Here is a 20,234-nt window from a genome sequence, read left to right as displayed (position 1 = left end):
GCCGGGGGCGACCCGCCGCCGTAGTGGCGCACGGTCAACCGGTCCGCTGCCGGGGTGACGGCACGGTGCGGCGCAGTAGCCGGGCCACCACCGCCCGCTCGCGGGTGAACTCCACCGCCTCCGGGTAGCCGCTGTGGCTGCGGATGGGCGGGTCGGCGACCTCGCCGCCGGACGGGTGCAGCGCCTCCGGGTCGGCCACCGGCACGTCCCGCTGACCGGCGCTGACCTGCCAGCCCAGCGGGTCGGTGTCCCGCCAGAAGTTCGTCCAGGCCACGTGCCCGCCGGGCCAGGTGAGCGCGCCGGCCAGCGCCCGCAGCCGTTCCGGCCCGAAGTAGGACGGGAAGACCCGACCGTAGAGCCGGGTGAGCTGGCAGCCGTAGGAGAAGAACCAGGTCCGCAGCCGCCACCGGCGGGGCAGTTGCAGCAGCACCGCGGCGCAGATGACGGTGCCCTGGCTGTGCCCGGAGAGGATGACGCCGTCCATCCGGTCGCTGTGGTGCGGCGGCAACGCCAGCAGCCCCGCCACCCGGGTCTGGAGTTCCGGCACGGCGCGCTCGGCGTAGCTGGGCGGCGCGAGCGGATGCGCGGCCCGGGGCCAGAACGTGCACACGTCCCAGATCACGCCGACCGAGCGGCGCACCGAGTCGGTGCGGTAGACGAGCAGCCCGAGCGCCGCCATCACCACCGGCAGCCAGCCGAGGACGGTGTCGCCGCGCTCGGCGGTCCAGTGGATGGCGGTCTGCCAGCCGGACGGGGACAGCGGGCTGGGCCGTTCGCCGGACAGCGCGGCGGCGCAGCAGAGCGTGACCAGGATCGCGCAGAACGCGGCGTAGCAGCCCAGCAGCCGTACCGCGTGCTCGCCGACGAGCCGGTGCAGCGCCCGGTAGGTGCTGACGTCGCGGCAGCGCCGCAGGTCGTGCGCGGACAGGCCGGGTGTGGCGGCGAGCCGGGCGTACTCGACCCGGCGCAGGCGATGCAGCAGGACGACCGCCCGGATCAGCAGCCCGATCAACGCGGCCAGGCCGATCGCGCAGGCCAGCCCGGCCCAGAACACGGCCAGCGGCGGCACGACCCGGCTCGGGCCGCTCGGTTCGGCCGACGCGTCGAGCCGGTCGCTGACCCAGTAGAGCAGCCCGGCGCAGTACGCCACCGCCATCATCCAGCCGAACCCGGCGATGACCGCCGGGGCGCACCCGTGCCAGGCGAGATCGGTGTACGCGCCGAGCGGCTGGGTCGGCACCGCCGGCCGCAGGCGGGGCAGGAACAGTCCGGCGGTGGCCAGCGCGACGGCCGGGCCGACGAGCATCCAGGTGCGCAGCTCGTCCGGCGCGGCCGGCAGCGCGGGCAGGCCGCGTTCGATCCAGGCCGCACCGAGCGGCAGCAGCAGCATCCCGGCGGTGGGTCCGATCAGCGCCCGGCGGCCGGAGCGGTTCGCCGCGGCGATGGCGAGCAGCAACAGCACCTGGTACGCGACGAGCCAGGCGACAGCGGTGTCGTAGCCGGGAAGGGACCGGTCGGCGTGACAGGCGGCGGTGTCCGGCTGCGCCGCGCACCCGTCCGGCGGCCGGTACGTCGACAGCGGCTGCCCGGCCGCCCCGTCGGGGAGCAGCAGCAGGACGAACGCCCCGATCAGTCCGAGCGTGGTGAGCGTCGCGACCGCCGCGCTCCACCGGCCGAGCGGGGTGGCGCCCTGGCGCCGGGTCAGCCAGGGCCGGGCGACCGCCACCACGGCGATCACCACCACGGTGGCGAGCAGCGCCACGGTGGGCCAGGCGACGGCGGACCGCAGACCGCGCGGCGGGTCCATGATCATCACCGCGACGACCGGTACGGCGGCGGCGCTGACCGCCCCGGTGCACAGGTGCAGCACGGCGGCCCGGCGCAGTTGCCCCTCCCCGTTCCAGAACGTCGGGTCCTGGAGCGGGTTCTGCGGGGGCTCACGCGGGTCCGGCCGTTCGACCGGCTCTCCGTCCTCCTTGGCCGGCGCATGGTGGTGCGGGTCGGCGGGCATCTGCGCCTCGTACTGGTAGGTGCGGAAGGCGACGAGTCCGATCGCGGCGAGCACGAGCAGTGGCAGCAGCAGCCCGAGCGCGAGCGCCCGGGTGTCCTCGCGCCACCAGGAGTCGCCGAGGAACTCCCACGGGCCGGGGAGCCGGCCGAGGCAGTCCGCCTCCACGCACTGCCAGCCGATCAGGTCCACCCCGACGCCGGTCACGGTGAGGACGAGCGTGCAGGTCAGGCTCAGGCAGAACAGGCGGATGAGCCAGGCGGTGATGCCGGACCGGCTGGCCCAGCGTTCCTGGTCCGGGTCGGGCGGGATGCCGGCGCGGGCGTGCAGCGCGACGTTCGCCAGCGCGAAAGGGAGCATCAGCGTCCACAGCGCCCGTTCCACGTCCCGCCGGGTCCGCGCGCCGGAGGTCAACTGCCCCCAGCTGTACGCCTCGACCGTGATCGGGTCGTCCCGGCCCGCGGTGCTGGACCGGTAGAAGCCGGTCACCTGACCGCCGGCGACCAGTGCTGGTTGCGCACCGTCACCGTTGGCGCCGGCGGTCAGGCCGAGCAGCTGATCCGGCGGGGTGTTTGAGACCCCGTGCACCCGCAGTTCGAGGACCCGTTCCATTGTGCCTCCTGGTAAACGCTCTACTACCCAGAGTGCGCGACGGGTCGGGAATCCGCATCCGCTGGAACGGTTGTTCCCGCAGCTCAGGACGGTTGGGCCAGGCTCCTGATCGGGCGAGCGGGGTTACCCACCGCCACCACGTTCGCCGGCAGATCGCGGGTGACCACCGCGCCGGCGCCGACCACCGTGTTCTCTCCGATGGTCACTCCGGCCAGCACGATCACGCCCCCGCCGAGCCAGGCGTTGTCACCGATGGTGATTGGCAGGGCCGACTCCCACTTCGCCCGCCGTGCCTCCGGCTCCACCGGGTGGGTGGCGGTGAGCAGCTGCACGTTCGGTCCGATCTGGACGTCCGCGCCGATGGTGATACGGGCGACGTCGAGGAAGACCGCGTTGAAGTTGACGAAGGTGCGCGGGCCGATGTGCGTCCGGTGTCCGTAGTCGCAGTACAGCGGTGGCCGGACCCAGGCGTCCTCGCCGAGTGAGCCGAGCAGCTCGCGCAGCGCGGCGAGGCGGCCCGGCGGGTCGTCGGCGGAGCTGCGGTTGAAGCGTTCGCCGAGCCGGGCCGCGCGCTCCAGGTCGGCGATGATCGCGGGGTCGTCGGCGATGTACTGCTCGCCGGCCAGCATCCGGTCCTTCATGGAGGTCATCGCTCGATCGTCCCGGCCGACCCGGGAGCGGGGTGGCGGTTCCGTCGGATCGGCGACTTCCTGTTGCATACGCGGTATGCAATTCTGATACCCGCGTCGATGTGTCTCTCATCGATGAAACGTCCGACGAAGGAGGAAAGGTTGCTCCGGAACCGCAGAAAGCTGACGGCGCTCGGCCTCGGCCTGGCGCTGGCGCTCGGCCTGCCGGTGCCCGCGCTGGCCGCCGCGCCCACGGCCCCGACCGGCCCGTCCGCCCGTACCGGGCCGTCCGCCCAGCCCGGTGCCGGCCCGGTCACCGTCACCCTGATCACCGGCGACCGGGTCAGCGTCGCTCCCGGCGGCCGTGCGGCGGTACGCCCCGGCGCGGGCCGCGCCGGCATCCAGTTCGTGGTCGGACGGGAGCGCGACCGGCTCACCGTGCTGCCGCAGGACGCGCTCCCGCTGGTGCGCGCGGGCAAGCTCGACCGGCGGCTGTTCGACGTGACCGGGCTGATCGAGGCCGGGTACGACGACGCGCGCCGCGCCACCGTGCCGCTGCTCGTGACGTACCGGCCGGGGGTGGCCCGGCGGACGGCGGACCCGCTCGCCGGCGCCCGGGTGATCCGCGACCTGCCGGCGATCGACGGCGCAGCTGTCGTCGCCGACAAGGGCGACACCGGCGCGCTCTGGAAGGCGGTGAGCGCGGACCGCTCCGGCGCACGGCTCGACGCGGCGGGGGGTGTCGACCGGATCTGGCTCGACGGCCGGCGGCGGGTGACGCTCGACCACAGCGTGCCGCAGATCGGCGCCCCGACCGCCTGGGCCGCCGGTTACACCGGTAAGGGCGTGCGGGTCGCGGTGCTCGACACCGGCGTCGACCTCACCCACCCGGACCTGGCCGGCAAGGTCGCCGAGTCGCGCAACTTCACCGAGGAGGCGAACCCGGACGACATCGTCGGGCACGGCACGCACGTGGCCTCCACCATCGCCGGCAGCGGCGCCGCCTCCGGCGGGAAGTACCGGGGCGTGGCGCCGGACGCCACGCTGCTGTCCGGGAAGGTCTGCGAGGTCTACGGCTGCACCGAGTCGGCCATTCTGGCCGGCATGCAGTGGGCCGCGGCCGAGCAGCACGCCACCGTGGTCAACATGAGCCTCAGCGGCGGCGACTCCCCGGAGGTGGACCCGCTGGAGGAGGCGGTCGGGACGCTCACCGAGCAGCACGGGACGCTTTTCGTGATCGCCGCCGGCAACGACGGCGCCGACGGCTCGGTCGGCTCGCCGGCCACCGCCGACGCCGCGCTCGCGGTCGGCGCCGTGGACCGGGACGACGCGCTCGCCGACTTCTCCAGCCGCGGTCCCCGCGTCGGCGACGGGGCGATCAAGCCCGACATCACCGCCCCCGGCGTGGAGATCGTGGCCGCACGGGCCGCGAACGGCCAGATCGGCGACCCGGTGGGGGACCGGTACGCCTCGCTGTCCGGCACGTCGATGGCGACCCCGCACGTGGCCGGCGCGGTCGCGCTGCTCGCCCAGCAGCACCCCGGCTGGACGCCCGGCCGCTACAAGGCGACGCTGATGGCCTCGGCGAAGCCGCACCCGGAGCAGACCGCGTTCCAGCAGGGCGCCGGCCGGGTCGACCTCGCCCGCGCGATCACCCAGCAGGTGACGAGCGAACCGGCGTCCCTCTCGTTCGGCGTGGCGACCTGGCCGCACACCGACGACCAGCCGATCAGCCGGACGGTCACCTACCGCAACGGCGGGAACGCCCCGCTCACGCTGGACCTGAGCACCGGGTTCACCGGGCCGGGCGGTCGGACCGCACCGGCCGGCATGCTCACCCTCAGCACCTCCCGGCTGACCGTCCCGGCGGGCGGCACCGCCCAGGTGACGGTCGTGGTGGACACCCGGCTCGGCGGCGCCGACGGCTACTGGACGGGTCGCCTGCTCGCCCGCGCCGGCGACGCGGTGGCGGTGACCCCGCTCGCGGTCGACCGCGAGGTGGAGAGCTACGACCTGACCGTGACGCACCGCAACCGCTCCGGCGCCCTGACCGACGGCTACTACACGAGCCTGCTCGGGCTCGACGACGGCAGCTACCGCGACGTGTACGACGCCGACGGCGAGGCCAGGATCCGGGTGCCCAAGGGCCGGTACGGCGTGCAGAGCCTGATCTTCGTCGACGGCGACCAGGGCTGGTCCGAGGTCTCCTTCCTCGCTCGGCCGGAGCTGGTGGTCGCCGGCAACCAGCGGCTGGCACTGGACGCCCGGCGGGCGAAGCCGGTCCGCACCACGGTGCCGCAGCGCGGCGCGGCACCACTGCTGATCGACCTCACCGCGGCCTGGGGATTCGACGACTACTACGCCAGTTTCGGGCTCTGGACCGACCGGTTCGAGGGCCTCTACTCGGCCCAGGTCGGCCGCAACGTCTCCGACAAGGTGTTCGTCGGTTCGCTCGCCAGCCAGTGGGCCGAGCCGACCGCGCCCGAGCGCAGCCCGTACTTCTACGGACTGAACGAGCTGTTCCCGGGCCGCCTCCCGACCGGCTTCGTCCGGAACTACCGGCCCGCCGACCTGGCCACCGTCGCCAACCGGTTCGCCGCCGGCTACACCGGGATGGACAACGAACTGGTCGTGTACGCGGAGCCCGACTACAACATGGGCGGCTCGGCGGTCATTCTGCCCGTACAAGTGCCCGGCAAGCGGATCGACCACCTCACCACCAACCGGACCCGCTGGAGCACCGAACTGGCCTTCGGTGAGCGGGACGAGGACGGCTGGTTGCAGCCGCGGGCGGCGCTGGAGTCCGGGCCGACCCGTTACCGGGCCGGGCACACCTACCGCGACGAGTGGAACAAGGCCCCGTTCGGCCCGTCGTTCCCGCAGCCGCGGTGGCCGGAGCAGGGCATCACCCGTACCGGCGACACCCTCGTGGTCTCGCTGCCGGTGCACAGCGACGCGGCCGGGCACCCGGGCGGCTCGCTGAACGACACCGAGCAGACGCGGCTCTACCGCAACGGCAAGCTGTTCGCCGAGTCGCCCTACCCGGGGTACGGCGAGTTCACGCTGCCGCCGGGAACGGCGAACTACCGGTTGGAGACCACTGCGACGCGCGGCTTCACCGACCTGAGCACCGAGGTCTCGGCGAGCTGGACGTTCCGCTCCAAGCGGGTGCCGGGTGACGTGCCCGCCCGGCTCCCCGCCATGGCGGTCCGGTTCACCCCGCCGCTGGCGGTGGACAGCTCCGCCCCGGCGGGCCGGACGTTCACCGTGCCGGTGACGGTGCAGCGTCAGCCCGGCGCGCCGTCCGGCCGGGTCGTGGCGCTCACCGTCGACGTCTCGTACGACGGCGGGAAGACCTGGCGGAAGGCGGCGCTGAAGAAGCAGGGCGGGGCGTGGACGGCCACCGTCCGGCACCCGGCCGGCCCGGGGTACGCGTCGCTGCGGGCCACCGCACGTGACGACGCCGGCAACACCGTGACCCAGCGGATCATCCAGGCGTACCGCCTGCGGTGAGCCGGCCGTCCGGGTCCGCGCGGTGAGCGCGGACCCGGACGGGGGTACGGCTCAGTCGTTGGCGTGCAGCGCGGCGTTGAGCGTGATGCCCTGGCCGGTGCGGGGCTTCGCCTCCAGCGCGCCGGTCACCGAGTTGCGCCAGAACAGCAGCCCGTCGACGCCGGACAGCTCGCGGGCCTTGACCACCCGGCCGTCCGGCAGCGTGACCTTGGAACCGGCGGTGACGTAGCAGCCGGCCTCCACCACGCAGTCGTCGCCGAGCGAGATGCCGATGCCGGCGTTCGCGCCGACCAGGCTGCGCTCGCCGATGCGCACCTTGTCGGTGCCGCCACCGGAGAGCGTGCCCATGATCGAGGCGCCCGCGCCGACGTCGGAGCCGTCGCCGACCACCACGCCCTGCACGATGCGGCCCTCGACCATCGAGGTGCCCAGCGTGCCGGCGTTGAAGTTGCAGAAGCCCTCGTGCATCACGGTGGTGCCGGCGGCCAGGTGCGCACCGAGCCGGACCCGGTCCGCGTCGGCGATCCGCACCCCCGACGGCACCACGTAGTCGGTCATCCGGGGGAACTTGTCCACCCCGTAGACGGCCAGGTGACGGCCGGCCGCCCGCTCGATGACGCGCAGCTCGTCCACGCGCTCCGGCGGGCACGGCCCGGCCGACGTCCAGGCCACGTTCGCCAGCTTCCCGAAGATGCCGTCGAGGTTCAGCTCGTTGGGCCGCACCAGGCGGTGGGAGAGCAGGTGCAACCGCAGGTACGCGTCGGCGGCGTCCTTGATCGGGTCGTCCAGCGAGCCGATCACAGTGGTCACCTCGACCGTGCGCAACCCGGGCAGCGCCCGCTCGCCGATCGCGCCCGGAGGCAGGTCGAGCACGTCGGCCCGGTCCTCGCCGGGCACCAGCGGCAGCTCGCCCAGACCCAGCTTGCCGGTCGGGTACCAGGTGTCGAGCACCTGGTCCTGTGCGGTGACGGTGGCCAGGCCGATGCCCCAGGCGGATGGTGCGGACGTCACTGTGTCACCTCTCTGCTCCGGCGGCGGCGTCCGCCGCTGCTCGCGGCCGGGGACGCGGCACGTGTCCCTCGCGCCCACCGAGGATGACGGTACCGTGCGAGACATGCAGAACCCGTTGACCCCCGAGGTCCTGGCCGATCCGGTGGCGCTCACCCGCGCCCTGGTCGACATCGAGTCGGTGTCCCTCAACGAGAAGGCGATCGCCGACTGCGTCGAGGAGGTGCTGCGCGGTGTGCCGCACCTGACCACCTACCGGCACTCGAACACCGTCATGGCCCGTACCGACCTGGGCCGGGCGCAGCGCGTGGTGCTCGCCGGCCACCTGGACACCGTCCCGCTCAACGGCAACTTCCCCTCGACCATGCGCGGCGACCTGATGTACGGCTGCGGCACGTCCGACATGAAGTCCGGGGTGGCCTTCGCGCTGCACCTGGCGGTGACGCTGCCCGACCCGCGTTACGACGTCACGTACTTCTTCTACGAGGCCGAGGAGATCGAGTCGAGGTACAACGGCCTCACCCTGGTCGCGGAGAGCCACCCGGAGTGGCTGGAGGCCGACTTCGCGGTGCTGCTGGAGCCGACGTACGGGATCGTCGAGGCGGGCTGCCAGGGCACCATGCGTGCGGTGGTGACCACGCACGGCGAGCGGGCCCACGCGGCGCGTTCCTGGCACGGGGTGAACGCCATCCACGGCGCGAGCGAGGTGCTGCGGCGGCTGACCACGTACGAGGCCCGCCGGGTGACGATCGAGGGCTGCGACTACCGCGAGGGCCTCAACGCGGTGCGGATCACCGGCGGGGTCGCCGGCAACGTCATCCCCGACCGCTGCGAGATCGAGATCAACTACCGGTACGCCCCGGACCGCGACCCGGCCGGCGCCGAGGCGCACCTGCGCGAGGTCTTCGCCGGCTTCGACCTGGAGGTCACCGACGCGGCGGCCGGTGCGCCGCCCGGACTGGAGAGCGCGGCGGCGCAGGAGTTCCTGGCGGCGGTCGGCGCCGCGCCGATCGGCAAGCTGGGCTGGACGGACGTGGCGCGGTTCGCGGCCATGGGCATCCCGGCGCTGAACTTCGGCCCCGGCGACCCGAACCTGGCGCACCACAAGGACGAGCACGTCGAACTGACCAAGATCCGGGACGGCGCGGCGACGCTGCACCGCTGGCTGGCCCCGGCCTGACGCGCCGCGATCACGGGGCCCGCGCCCGCCTCGCGGGCCCCGTGACCGTCAGACGGTCGTCGTCAGGGGTGCGTCCGCCTCGCCGGTCTCGCCGGTCAGGTCGGACCGATGGGTCTCCATCATCCGGGCGCGGCGGCGCTCGGCCACCACGTCACGGATCCGCCGCTGCATCTGACGGCGGATCCGGATCATCTCGCTGTTACTGATCAACGCTGGCTCCTCCCCCGAAGGCGCGTCGCCCGGGGTATACCGGGTATGTGAATAGTAAGACGTACGTGCGACCGAATTAGTTGCCCGGATCCCAAAGATTTCTCCGGCTCCCGGGCCTTCGCGCCGGGCCGGAGCCGCTCTACTACGGTGACCCCATGGGCGAGAGCAGGGGAATGACGGCCGGGGACGGCCGGCGGGGGGAGCGGAGCCAGGGAGAACGGCACCGCGGCGCGGTGACGCTGCGCAACCGGGCGATTCCGACGAGTACGGCGGATCAGCGGCTGCTCGACTCCCGGGGACGCAGCGACTGGAAGACCAAGGACGCCTGGCGCGCGCTGCGCATCCTCTCCGAGTTCGTCGAGGGCTTCGACACCCTCGCCGACCTGCCCCCGGCGGTGAGCGTCTTCGGCTCCGCCCGCAGCAAGCCGGACAGCGTGGAGTGCCGGATGGCCGAGGAACTGGGTGGTGCCCTCGCCCGGGCCGGCTATGCGGTGATCACCGGCGGCGGCCCCGGCGTGATGGAGGCCGCCAACCGGGGCGCCGGTGAGGCCGGCGGCCTCTCCGTCGGGCTCGGCATCGAGCTGCCGTTCGAGCAGGGCCTCAACGACTGGGTCGACCTGGCCATCGACTTCCGCTACTTCTTCGCCCGCAAGACCATGTTCGTCAAGTACGCCCAGGCGTTCGTGGTGCTGCCCGGCGGCTTCGGCACCCTGGACGAGCTGTTCGAGGCGCTCACCCTGGTGCAGACCGGCAAGGTGACCCGCTTCCCGGTCGTGCTCATGGGCACCGACTACTGGCGTGGGCTGCTCGACTGGCTGCGCGGCACCATGGCCGCCGAGGGCAAGATCGGCCCGGCCGACCTCGACCTGATCCGTCTCACCGACGACGTCAACGAGGCGGTCCGGCACATCGTGGAGGCCGAGGCCGTGCTCTCCGCCGAGCAGGAGGCGGTCCGCGAGGAGGCGGTCGCCCGGGTGGCCGCCGACCAGCGCGCCGCCGCCGAGGCCGCCCCCGAGGGCCCGGCGGGACGGAGCTGACCCGTGGCCAACGTCTGTGTCTTCTGCGCGTCCTCCCGTACCCTCGACGCCCGCTGGCTGGCGCTCGCCACCGAGACCGGTGAGGAGTTGGCCCGGCGCGGCCACACGCTGGTCAGCGGCGGCGGCTGCGTCGGGATGATGGGCGCCGTGGTGCAGGGCGCGCGGGCGGCCGGCGGTCGCACCGTCGGCGTCATCCCGCAGTCCCTGGTCGACCTGGAGGTCGCCGACCTGGACTCCGACGAGCTGCTGGTCACCGACAGCCTGGCCAGCCGCAAGACGCTGATGGACGAGAAGTCCGACGCGTTCGTCGCGCTGCCCGGCGGACTCGGGACGCTCGACGAGCTGTTCGAGGTCTGGACCACCGCCACCCTGGCCCTGCACGCCAAGCCGATGGTGATCGTCGACGTGGACGGGTTCTACCGGCCGCTGCTCGACTGGATCCGCGGGCTCGGCGAGCAGCGGTTCCTCAAGCCGGCCGCGCTGGACCTGCTGATGGTCGCCGACAGCGTCCCCGCCGCGCTCGACCTGATCGACGCCCGCCTGACCTGACCCCGCCCGCCCTGCCCCCTCCCGCGCCGCGCCGCGTCGCGTCGCGTCGCCGGGAGATCTTGGTAGCAAATGGCCCCTGTGGGGGCACTTTGCCACCAAGATCTATGCGGATCTCGGTGGGCGGGAAGCTTTTCCCGGATGGTGGATGCTGCGTCGGTTCGCGTTCGAGGGAGGTGCCGGCCTCGGCTGGTCGGTTGTGGCGGGGCACGGGGCGTCGCTGCGCCGGACTTGTCGCCGCCTCCGCCTCCGCATCCGCCGACTGGAATCAGCAGGTGCGGTTGTCACGTCACCCGGATGAGCTGCGGCGCGCGGGGCGACGGCCGGTTTCCGGGTGTCGTACCGGCGTGGTGGGATGTCGGTGATGCAGGCGTACCGGTTGGTGCGCCGGCCCGGCGGCGCGGGGGCGGGGGTCACCCACGACGCCGGGGCGGGGCAGGGGGTGGGTCGGCCCGGCGGGCCGGCCGAGGCGGAGCCGCGATCCGGGGGGTCGGCGGGCGATGCCGCGCACCCGGAGTCCGCCACGCCGCCCGGGAGTGCCCTGTCGCAGACGACGACCGGCGCGCCTTCACCCGGGAGCGCCTCGCCGCGGAGCGCGGCCGGGCCGGGCACGAACACTCCGCGCCCGGCCGATCCGGTGCAGGCCGAGGTGGTCGCGCACACCGACGGGCCGATGCTCGTGGTGGGTGGCCCCGGCACCGGCAAGACGACGACGCTCGTCGAGGCGGTCGCCGCCCGCGTGGCCGAGGGTGTCGACCCGGAGCGGATCCTCGTGCTCACCTTCGGCCGGCGCGGGGCCACCGAGCTGCGCCACCGGATCGAGGCGCGGATCGCCGGAGAGGGCCACCGCGTGGTCCGAGAGCCGCTGGTGCGCACGTTCCCGGCGTACGCGTTCGGGCTGCTGCGCCGCGCGGCGGCCGAACGCGGCGAGCCCTCGCCCCGGCTGCTCACCGGCCCGGAGCAGGATCTGATCATCCGTGAGCTGCTCGACGTGGTGGGGGAGGAGCCCGGCGACGACCCGGTCGGCTGGCCGGAGGATCTGCGCCCGGCGCTGCGTACCCGGGCGTTCGCCCAGCAGCTCCGCGACCTGCTGATGCGTGCCGCGGAGCGCGGCGTCGGCCCGGTGGAGCTGGCCCGGCTGGGCGAGAAGCTGGGCCGCGCCGACTGGCCGGCCGCCGCGCGCTTCCTGCGGGAGTACGTCGCCGTGCTCGCCCTGCGCGACGTGAGCAACCGGGGCTCGGTCGCGTACGACCCGGCGGAGCTGGTGCGCGCCGCCACCGGCATGCTGCTCGACGATCCCGAGCTGCTCGCCGCCGAGCGCCGCCGGCTGGCCCACGTGTACGTCGACGAGCTGGCCGACACCGACCCGGCCCAGCTCGACCTGCTCGCCGTGGTGGCCGGTGGCGGCCGTTCCCTGGTGGCGTTCGCCGACCCGGACTCGTCCACGTACGCCTTCCGCGGCGCCGACCCGGCGGGCGTCACCACGTTCCCGCACCGCTTCCGGACCGCCTCCGGTGCCCCGGCCGCGCAGGTCACGCTGACCACCTCGTACCGGGCCGGGCCGGAACTGCTGGCGGCCACCGCCCGGCTGGCCCGGCGGCTGCGCGGCCCGGCGGCGCACCGGCGGCTGCGCCCGCTTCCCGGCGCGCCCGCCGGATCGGTGGAGGTACGGACGTTCCGGTCCGCCACCAGCGAGTCGGCCTGGCTGGCGCACGCGTTGCGCGAGGCGCACCTGCTCGACGGCGTGCCGTGGTCCCGGATGGCGGTGCTGGTCCGCTCCACCGGCCGGCAACTGCCGTCGCTGCGGCGAGCGCTGCACACCGCAGGCGTGCCGACCGTCGTGCACGGCGAGGACCTGCCGCTGCACCTCCAGCCGGCGGTCGCCCCGCTGCTGCTTCTGCTGCGCTGCGCGCTGGAACCCGACCGGCTGGACGAGGAGTCGGCGGTCGCGTTGCTGCACTCGCCGCTGGGCGGCGCCGACCCGCTGGCCGAGCGGCGGCTGCGCCAGGGGCTGCGGGCCCTGGCGCTGGCCGGCGGCGACCGCCGTCCCTCCGGGGAGCTGCTGGTGGAGGCGCTGCGCGAGCCGGCGGAACTGGCCACCATCGAGCGTCGCTGGGCCGCGCCCGCGCAGGCCGTGGCGCACCTGCTCGCGACCGCCCGGGAGACGGCCGGCCGGCCCGGCGCCACGGTCGAGGACGTGCTCTGGGCGGTGTGGCGGGAGAGCGGGCTGGCCGAACGCTGGGCCGGTGCGATCACCCGGGGACGCGCGGCCACCGGCGAGCACGAGACCGCCCAGCGCTGGCGGGCCGAGGCCGCCGACCGCGACCTGGACGCGGTACTCGTCCTCTTCGACGCGGCGGCCCGGTTCACCGACCGGTTGCCCGGCGCGCGTACCGAGGTGTTCCTCGACCACGTCCTCGGGCAGGAGCTGCCCGCCGACACGCTCGCCGCCGCCGCCGACCGGGGCGACGCGGTACGCCTGCTCACCGCGCACGCCGCCAAGGGACTGGAGTGGGATCTGGTCGCGGTGGCCGGGGTGCAGGAGGGCGTCTGGCCGGATCTGCGCCTGCGCGGCAGCCTGCTCGGTTCGGAGCGGCTCGTCGACGTGCTCGCCGGTCGCGCCGACGGCGCCGGGCTGCGGGCCAGCCTGGTCGGGCAGACGTCCGCGCTGCTGGACGAGGAGCGGCGGCTGTTCCACGTCGCGATCAGCCGCGCGCGACGGCGGCTGCTGGTCACCGCTGTCGCGTCCGCCGCGGTCGGCGGGGACGACCACGAGGAGCAGCCGAGTCGCTTCCTGCACGAACTCGCAGCCGCCGACCCACCCGCCACCGGCGGAACCGGCCCGGCTCCGACCGGCCCGGCTCCGACCGGCCCCGGCCCGGACCCGGCCGGGAACGGTCCGGCAGGCCCGGCCGCGCGCGGGCGAGCCGCGGACGGGCCGGTGCCGCACGGGGACGAGCATCCGCAGGACGGACCGCCCGCGGCGCTCCCGGTCACCCTGCCGCCGCGTGGGCTCACCCTGTCCGCGCTGGTGGCGGAACTGCGTACCGCCGTCACCGACCCGGCGACGCCGATCACCCGGCGGCACGCGGCGGCGGGTGAGCTGGCGCGGCTGGCCGCCGCCGGGGTGCCCGGCGCGCACCCGGACGACTGGTGGGGGTTGCGCGGCCTCTCCGACGACCGGCCGCTGGTCGACGAGGGCGAGCCGGTGCGGGTCACCCCGTCCGCGATGGAGAGCGCGTTGCGGTGCAGCCTGCGCTGGCTGCTGGAACGGCACGGCGGCAGCGGGCCGGCGAGCGCCGCGCAGGGCGTCGGCAACCTGGTGCACGCCGCCGCGATGCTCGCGGAGGACGCCAGCGTCGACCGGGAGGCGTTGCTGGAGTACGTGGCCGCGCGGTTCGACGCGATCGAGCTGGCCGCCCGGTGGATGGCCGGTCCGGAGCGGCAGCGCGCCGAGGCGATGGTGGACAAGCTGCTGCGCTGGCTGGCCGGCAATCCGCGCCGGCTGCTCGCGATCGAGCACGAGTTCGCGGTCCGACTCGACGACCCGTCCCGCCCGATCCAGCTGACCGGGCGGGTCGACCGGCTGGAGGTCGACGACGAGGGGCGGCTCGTGGTGATCGACCTGAAGACCGGCAAGTCGACGGCGGTCACCGAGCGGGAGGTGGCCGAGCATCCGCAGCTCGGTGCGTACCAGGCGGCGGTGGAGGCGGGCGGGTTCGCCGAGTTCGGCGAGGAGCCGGGCGGGGCAGCGCTGGTGCAGCTCGGCACCGGCGCGCGGGACGCCAAGGAGCAGACCCAGGCCGCGGCCGGGGAGGGGCCGGAAGCGGGGTGGGCCACCGCGCTGGTACGCCGTACCGCGGACACGATGGCCGCCTCCACGTTCGCCGCCGTGGCCAACTCCAAGTGCCGGGTCTGCCCGGTACGCACCAGCTGCCCGGTGTCCGGCCAGGGTCGCCAGGTGGTCGAGCCGCCGCCGGAGAATCAGCCGTGAGCGCGAGGAGTGAGCCGGTTTTGCGAGCCCCGCAGTCGCGAACGAGGACCGCACCGTGAGCGCGAGGAGTGAGCCGGTCTTGCGAGCCCCGCAGTCGCGAACGAGGACCGCACCGTGAGCGCGAGGAGTGAGCCGGTTTTGCGAGCCCCGCAGTCGCGAACGAGGACCGGACCATGACTGTTCAGCCGGCGCTTTTCGGCGCCTCCGCCACGCCCACGCCGCGTACCGCCGACGCCGGGCCCCGCTACACGCCGGTCGAGCTGGCCCGGCTGCTGCGGCTGCCCGCGCCCACCCGGGAGCAGGCCGCGATCATCGCCGCGCCGGTGGAACCGCTGCTGGTGGTCGCGGGCGCCGGCTCGGGCAAGACCGAGACGATGGCCGCGCGGGTGATGTGGCTGGTCGCCAACTCCTACGTACGCCCCGAGCACATCCTCGGCCTCACCTTCACGCGCAAGGCGGCAGGCGAGCTGGCACACCGGGTCCGGACCCGCCTCGACCAGCTCATCCGGCGGCTCGGCCGGCAGGGGCGGGATCCGCACGACGACCCGCTGGCAGGCGAGCCGACCGTGTCCACGTACCACTCGTACGCCGGGCGGATCGTCACCGAGCACGGGTTGCGCGCCGGGTACGAGCCGACCACCCGGCTGCTCACCGAGGCGTCCCGCTGGCAGCTCGTCGACCTGCTGGTGCGCAACTACGACGGCGACATGTCCGAGGTGGACCGGATGCCGTCGACCGTCACCGACGCCGTGCTGGCGCTCGCCGGTGAGCTGGACGAGCACCTGGTCGACCCGGACGAGCTGGCCGCCTGGACCGGCCGGTTCTTCGCCGACGTGCAGTCCCGGCCCGGCCGGGTGTACGCCGACGTGCGAAAGGCGCTCCAGCTCCAGCGGACCCGGCTGAAGCTGCTGCCGCTGGTGCGCGCGTACGCCCGGCGCAAGGACGACTTCGAGGCGATGGACTTCGCCGACCAGCTCGCCCGCGCGGCCCGGGTGGCCCGCGACCACCCCGGCGTCGGCGTGATCGAGCGGGACCGGTTCCGGGTGGTGCTGCTCGACGAGTACCAGGACACCAGCCACGCCCAGGTGGTGCTGCTCAACGCGCTGTTCGGCGGCGGCCACCCGGTCACCGCCGTGGGCGACCCGTGCCAGTCCATCTACGGCTGGCGCGGGGCCAGCGCCGGCACGCTCGACCGGTTCCCGCCCGAGTTCGCCCGCACCGACGGCAGTCCCGCCGACGTGCTCGGCCTGACCACGAGCTGGCGCAACCGGCCGGAGATCCTCGGCGTCGCCAACACGCTCTCGGTGCCGCTGCGGGCGGCCGGCGCGCGGGTGCCGGAACTGCACGCCGCGCTCAGCGTCCGCGACCCGATCCCGCACCGCACGCCGGGCGGGCAGGCGGGTGGCACAGTGCACTGCGCGCTGCTGGAGACGTACGCCGACGAGGCCGACTGGATCGCGGACAGCGTGCTGGCGGCCTGGCGGGGCGCGGCCGGGATGCCCGGCGCGCTGCCCGAGCACATCCCGGCCGACCGCCGCCCGACCACGGCGGTGCTGGTGCGGCTGCGCAGCCAGATCCCGGCGATCGAGGCGGCCTTGCGCGCCCGCGGGCTGCCGGTCGACGTGGTCGGCCTGGGCGGGCTGCTGGACACCCCGGAGGTACGGGACGTGGTGTGCACGCTGCGCGTGCTCGCCGACCCGACCGACGGGGCGGCGCTGCTGCGGCTGCTCACCGGCGCGCGCTGGCGGATCGGGCCGCGTGACCTGGTCGCCCTGCACCGCCGCGCCCGTGCGATCGCCCGCAGCCGCCGGGAGCTGACCGGCGACGAGGGCCCGGAGATCACCGTGGACGTGCTGGACGAGGCCACGCTCGTCGAGGCGCTGGCGGATCTGGGGCCGGCGCAGGCGTACTCGGCCGAGGGCTATGCGCGGCTGCGCTCGTACGGGATGGAGCTGGCGCTGCTGCGCTACCGGCTGGACCAGTCGCTGCCGGAACTGATCGCGGACATCGAGCGGACCATCGGCCTCGACGTCGAGGTGGCGGTCCGGGCCGGCCGGGACGGGGCGGGCGACGCCGGGCTGGCCCGCGCCCACCTGGACGCGCTCGGCGACGTGGCGGCACGGTTCAGCGGCGAGACGCCCGGCGCCACGCTGGCCGGTTTCCTCGCCTACCTGGCCGCCGCCGAGGACGAGGAGCGCGGGCTGGCGCCCGGCGAGGTCGAGGTGGTGGCCGGCGCGGTGCAGGTGCTCACCGCGCACGCCGCGAAGGGCCTGGAGTGGGACGTGGTGGCGGTGGCCGGGATGACCCGGGGCGTCTGGCCGGGGCCGGTCCGCAACTCCGACCACTGGCTGGGCGGGCTGGGCGTGCTGCCGTTCCCGTTGCGCGGCGACGCGGACGGGCTGCCGGAGCTGGCCCTGCCGGAGGCGGAGGACCAGCGCGGGGTGGCCCGGGCGCTGACCGGGTTCACCGACGCCTGGCGGGCGCACGACGAGCGGGAGGAGCGCCGGCTGGCGTACGTGGCGGTGACCCGTCCCCGCCGTCTGCTGCTCTGCTCCGGCTACTGGTGGGGGGAGGGGACCAAACGGTTCCGCGGCCCGTCGGTGTTCCTGCGCGAGGTGCACGACGCCTGCCTGGCCGGTGCGGACGGGCACGTGGTGGACGCGTGGACTCCCGAGCCGGCCGGCGACACGGTGAACCCGACCACAGAGACGGTGCTGCGCGCCGAGTGGCCGGCCGACCCCCTCGGCGCCCGCCGGCCCGCCCTGACCGAGGCGGCGGCGCTGGTCCGCCGGCACCTGGCCGACCCGGAGACGGCCCGCCGCGAGGCGGCCGTGCTCGCCACCACCGGCGCGGCGGAGGACGCCGAGGTGGCCCGCTGGCGGCGCGAGGCCGATCTCCTGCTCGCCGAGCGGGCGGAGCTGGCCCGGCAGGCCGAGGCGGTCGAGGTCGAGTTGCCCGGCCAGCTCTCGGTGACCCAGCTCGTGGCGTTGCGCCGCGACCCGGAGGCGCTGGCCCGGACGCTGCGCCGCCCGATGCCCACCGAGCCGAACCCGTACGCCCGGCGCGGCACCGCATTCCACGCCTGGCTGGAGCAGCGCTTCGGCGCCGACCGGCTGCTCGACGTGGACGAGCTGCCCGGCGCGGCGGACGAGGACGCGGCCCCGGACGAGGCGCTCGTCGAGTTGCAGGAGCGCTTCCTGGCCAGCGAGTGGGCCGACCGGGTGCCGGTGGAGGTGGAGGTGCCGTTCGCCACCGTCATCGCCGGGGTGGTGGTCAGGGGGCGGATGGACGCCGTGTTCGCCCGCCCGGGCGGGCGCTACGACGTGGTCGACTGGAAGACCGGGCGGCAGCCGACCGGCCGGGAGGCCGACGCGGCGGCGGTCCAGCTGGCGGTCTACCGGCTGGCCTGGGCGGAACTGGCCGGGGTGCCGGTGGACCGGGTCGGCGCCGCGTTCCACTACGTGCGGGACTCCGCGACCGTCCGCCCGGCCGACCTGCTCGACGCGGAAGGGCTGACCGCGTTGGTGGCCGCCGTGCCGGAAATCCCGGGGGATCTCCCGCAGCGCACGAATCCGTGATACGTTGGCCGGGTTGCAGTTTTGGTTTCCAGAGACTCTGTGTGCGCCTGGCGGATTGTGGCCCCAGGCGCTCTTTGTTGTGTCCGGAGTTCTCCGGGCGGGGCGACCAGCAGCGACAGGCACGCCGCGTATTCCACGCGCGGGGTGCTCCTCTCCGGCCCGCAACACGTGCGGGCCGACCGTTCCGTCAAGGAGACGAAACACATGGCAATTGGCACCGTCAAGTGGTTCAACGCTGACAAGGGCTTCGGCTTCATCACCCCGGACGACGGCGGCGCCGACGTCTTCGCCCACTTCTCGGCGATCCAGACCTCCGGCTACCGGAGCCTGGACGAGAACCAGCGGGTCGAGTTCGAGGTGACCCAGGGCCAGAAGGGCCCGCAGGCGGAGAACATCCGCCCGCTCTGATCTTCGGATCAACCGGCACCACCATCGCGCCCCTTCGGGCGTGGTGCACGGGCCGGCCCGCCTCTGCCGGGCCGGCCCGTCCCTTTCGGTTCGTGCTTGTGACCACCGGTGACGCCGGTGACGCGCCGCTGCCCGGCGCCCTTCCTCGACACGTGCCGCGTCGAGGAAGGCTTTCCGCATGACCACGACCCTGCCCACGTTCGCCGCCACCGGCCTGGCTCCGGCGCTCGTCTCCGAGCTGGCCGCGCAGGGCATCTCCGCGCCGTTCCCGATCCAGGCGGCCACGATCCCGGACTCGCTGGCCGGCCGGGACGTGCTCGGCCGCGGCCGTACCGGCTCCGGCAAGACACTCGCGTTCGGGCTGCCGCTGCTGCACCGTACGGCGGGACGCCGGGCCCGCCCGGGCCGCCCGCTCGCGCTGGTGCTCGTACCGACCCGTGAACTGGCCGCGCAGGTGACCGCCGCGCTCGCCCCGTACGCCGCCACGCTCGGCCTGCGCTGCGCCACGGTGGTCGGCGGGCTCTCGCTGACCCGCCAGGCGGCCGCGCTGCGCGCCGGCGCCGAGGTGCTGGTGGCCACGCCGGGCCGGCTGCACGACCTGATCGACAGGGGCGACGCCCGGCTCGACCAGGTGGCCATCACCGTGCTGGACGAGGCCGACCAGATGGCCGACATGGGCTTCCTGCCGCAGGTGACGAAGCTGCTGGAGCAGGTCGCACCGGGCGGGCAGCGGATGCTGTTCTCGGCCACCCTGGACCGGGGCGTGGACCGGCTGGTCCGCCGGTTCCTGACCGACCCGGTGACGCACTCCGTCGACCCGGGCACCGCCACCGTCACCGCGATGACGCACCACGTGCTGCACCTGGAGGCGGAGGACAAGCCGGCCGCGCTGGCGCACATCGCCGCCCGCGAGGGCCGCACCATCGTGTTCATCGCCACCAAGCACCGCGCCGACCGGGTGGCCCGCCAGCTGCTCGCCAAGGGCGTACGCGCGGCTGCGCTGCACGGCGGCAAGTCGCAGCCGCAGCGCACCCGGATCCTGGAGCAGTTCCGCACCGGCCAGGTCACCGCGCTGGTGGCGACCGACGTGGCGGCCCGGGGCATCCACGTCGACGGGCTGGACCTGGTCGTGAACGCCGACCCGCCCACCGAGGCGAAGGACTACCTGCACCGGGGCGGCCGGACCGCGCGGGCCGGCGAGTCGGGCACCGTGGTCACGCTCGTCCTGCCGGACCAGCGTCGCGACGTCGCCCGGCTGATGAGCACCGCGGGCATCAACCCGAAGACCACGCGGGTACGCCCCGGCGACGGCGAGCTGAGCCGGCTCACCGGCGCCCGGGAGCCGTCCGGCGTCCCGGTGACCATCACCGCGCCCGCCGCCGCGCACCCCGCCCCGGCGACCCGCCCTCGGCGGCGCCCGCGCCGCCGCTGACCGCAGCCCGCGTCCGCTCGGTCCTGAGTCGGGAATCAGTCGATGTTCGGTCGGCTGCCCGACTGTGCGACCGGAGCCC

At 74.7% G+C, this 20,234-nt stretch carries 10 protein-coding genes and 2 pseudogenes; 8 read left to right on the top strand and 4 right to left on the bottom strand.

The window, feature by feature from the left end:
• Positions 1-34: 34 nt before the first annotated feature.
• Complete coding sequence (locus V6U82_RS16525; protein ID WP_334462131.1) at positions 35-2,620, bottom strand: hypothetical protein; 2,586 nt, start codon at positions 2,618-2,620, stop codon at positions 35-37.
• A gap of 83 nt (positions 2,621-2,703) precedes the next feature.
• Positions 2,704-3,270 (bottom strand): sugar O-acetyltransferase, encoded by a 567-nt coding sequence (locus V6U82_RS16520; RefSeq protein WP_128138391.1) that lies wholly within the window; start codon positions 3,268-3,270, stop codon positions 2,704-2,706.
• Between the two features lie 141 nt (positions 3,271-3,411).
• On the opposite strand from V6U82_RS16520, the gene V6U82_RS16515 reads away from it, so the two are divergent.
• Entirely contained in the window at positions 3,412-6,762 is a 3,351-nt protein-coding gene (locus V6U82_RS16515; RefSeq protein WP_334462128.1) for a S8 family serine peptidase, read from the top strand.
• Positions 6,763-6,813: 51 nt separating this feature from the next.
• Here the strand turns inward: V6U82_RS16515 and dapD are convergent, their stop codons facing one another.
• Complete coding sequence (dapD, locus tag V6U82_RS16510; RefSeq protein WP_120573234.1) at positions 6,814-7,773, bottom strand: 2,3,4,5-tetrahydropyridine-2,6-dicarboxylate N-succinyltransferase; 960 nt, start codon at positions 7,771-7,773, stop codon at positions 6,814-6,816.
• Positions 7,774-7,876: 103 nt separating this feature from the next.
• Between dapD and dapE the strand changes: the two genes are divergently transcribed.
• The gene (gene dapE / locus V6U82_RS16505) at positions 7,877-8,950 is read left to right on the top strand and encodes a succinyl-diaminopimelate desuccinylase (protein WP_128138048.1); all 1,074 of its coding nucleotides are present in this window, start codon (positions 7,877-7,879) and stop codon (positions 8,948-8,950) included.
• Between the two features lie 48 nt (positions 8,951-8,998).
• Here the strand turns inward: dapE and V6U82_RS16500 are convergent, their stop codons facing one another.
• Positions 8,999-9,160 carry a hypothetical protein gene (locus V6U82_RS16500; RefSeq protein WP_181726661.1) on the bottom strand — a complete coding sequence of 54 codons (162 nt, stop codon included), beginning with the start codon at positions 9,158-9,160 and terminating at the stop codon, positions 8,999-9,001.
• A gap of 184 nt (positions 9,161-9,344) precedes the next feature.
• Here V6U82_RS16500 and V6U82_RS16495 point away from each other — a divergent pair.
• From V6U82_RS16495 to V6U82_RS16470, 6 genes and pseudogenes are all read left to right on the top strand, one after another.
• A pseudogene (locus V6U82_RS16495) lies at positions 9,345-10,197 on the top strand (TIGR00730 family Rossman fold protein); the annotation flags it as partial.
• Between the two features lie 3 nt (positions 10,198-10,200).
• On the top strand, positions 10,201-10,746 hold the full coding sequence (locus tag V6U82_RS16490) for a TIGR00730 family Rossman fold protein (protein WP_128138047.1): 546 nt from the start codon (positions 10,201-10,203) through the stop codon (positions 10,744-10,746).
• Positions 10,747-11,107: 361 nt separating this feature from the next.
• Positions 11,108-14,737: an ATP-dependent helicase gene (locus tag V6U82_RS16485; RefSeq protein WP_334462173.1), complete on the top strand. Its 3,630-nt coding sequence runs from the start codon at positions 11,108-11,110 to the stop codon at positions 14,735-14,737.
• A 173-nt stretch (positions 14,738-14,910) separates the two neighbouring features.
• Positions 14,911-18,315: an ATP-dependent helicase gene (locus V6U82_RS16480; RefSeq protein WP_334462122.1), complete on the top strand. Its 3,405-nt coding sequence runs from the start codon at positions 14,911-14,913 to the stop codon at positions 18,313-18,315.
• A 204-nt stretch (positions 18,316-18,519) separates the two neighbouring features.
• Complete coding sequence (gene cspE, locus V6U82_RS16475; protein ID WP_013288421.1) at positions 18,520-18,723, top strand: transcription antiterminator/RNA stability regulator CspE; 204 nt, start codon at positions 18,520-18,522, stop codon at positions 18,721-18,723.
• A gap of 178 nt (positions 18,724-18,901) precedes the next feature.
• Positions 18,902-20,231, top strand: a pseudogene (locus tag V6U82_RS16470) (DEAD/DEAH box helicase); the annotation flags it as partial.
• Between the last annotated feature and the right edge of the window lie 3 nt (positions 20,232-20,234).

The organism is Micromonospora sp. CPCC 205554 (assembly GCF_036902745.1).
In the GTDB taxonomy this organism is placed as follows: Bacteria; Actinomycetota; Actinomycetes; order Mycobacteriales; family Micromonosporaceae; genus Micromonospora; species Micromonospora tulbaghiae.
Note: the sequence above shows the minus strand (reverse complement) of the source record. Positions and strands in the feature narration are given on the sequence as shown.

Coding starts and splice junctions, on each gene's coding strand:
- V6U82_RS16480 (WP_334462122.1), top strand. CDS start 14,911: ATGACTGTTCAGCCGGCGCTTTTCGGCGCCTCCGCCACGCCCACGCCG.
- V6U82_RS16525 (WP_334462131.1), bottom strand. CDS start 2,620: ATGGAACGGGTCCTCGAACTGCGGGTGCACGGGGTCTCAAACACCCCG.
- V6U82_RS16520 (WP_128138391.1), bottom strand. CDS start 3,270: ATGACCTCCATGAAGGACCGGATGCTGGCCGGCGAGCAGTACATCGCC.
- cspE (WP_013288421.1), top strand. CDS start 18,520: ATGGCAATTGGCACCGTCAAGTGGTTCAACGCTGACAAGGGCTTCGGC.
- V6U82_RS16485 (WP_334462173.1), top strand. CDS start 11,108: ATGCAGGCGTACCGGTTGGTGCGCCGGCCCGGCGGCGCGGGGGCGGGG.
- dapE (WP_128138048.1), top strand. CDS start 7,877: ATGCAGAACCCGTTGACCCCCGAGGTCCTGGCCGATCCGGTGGCGCTC.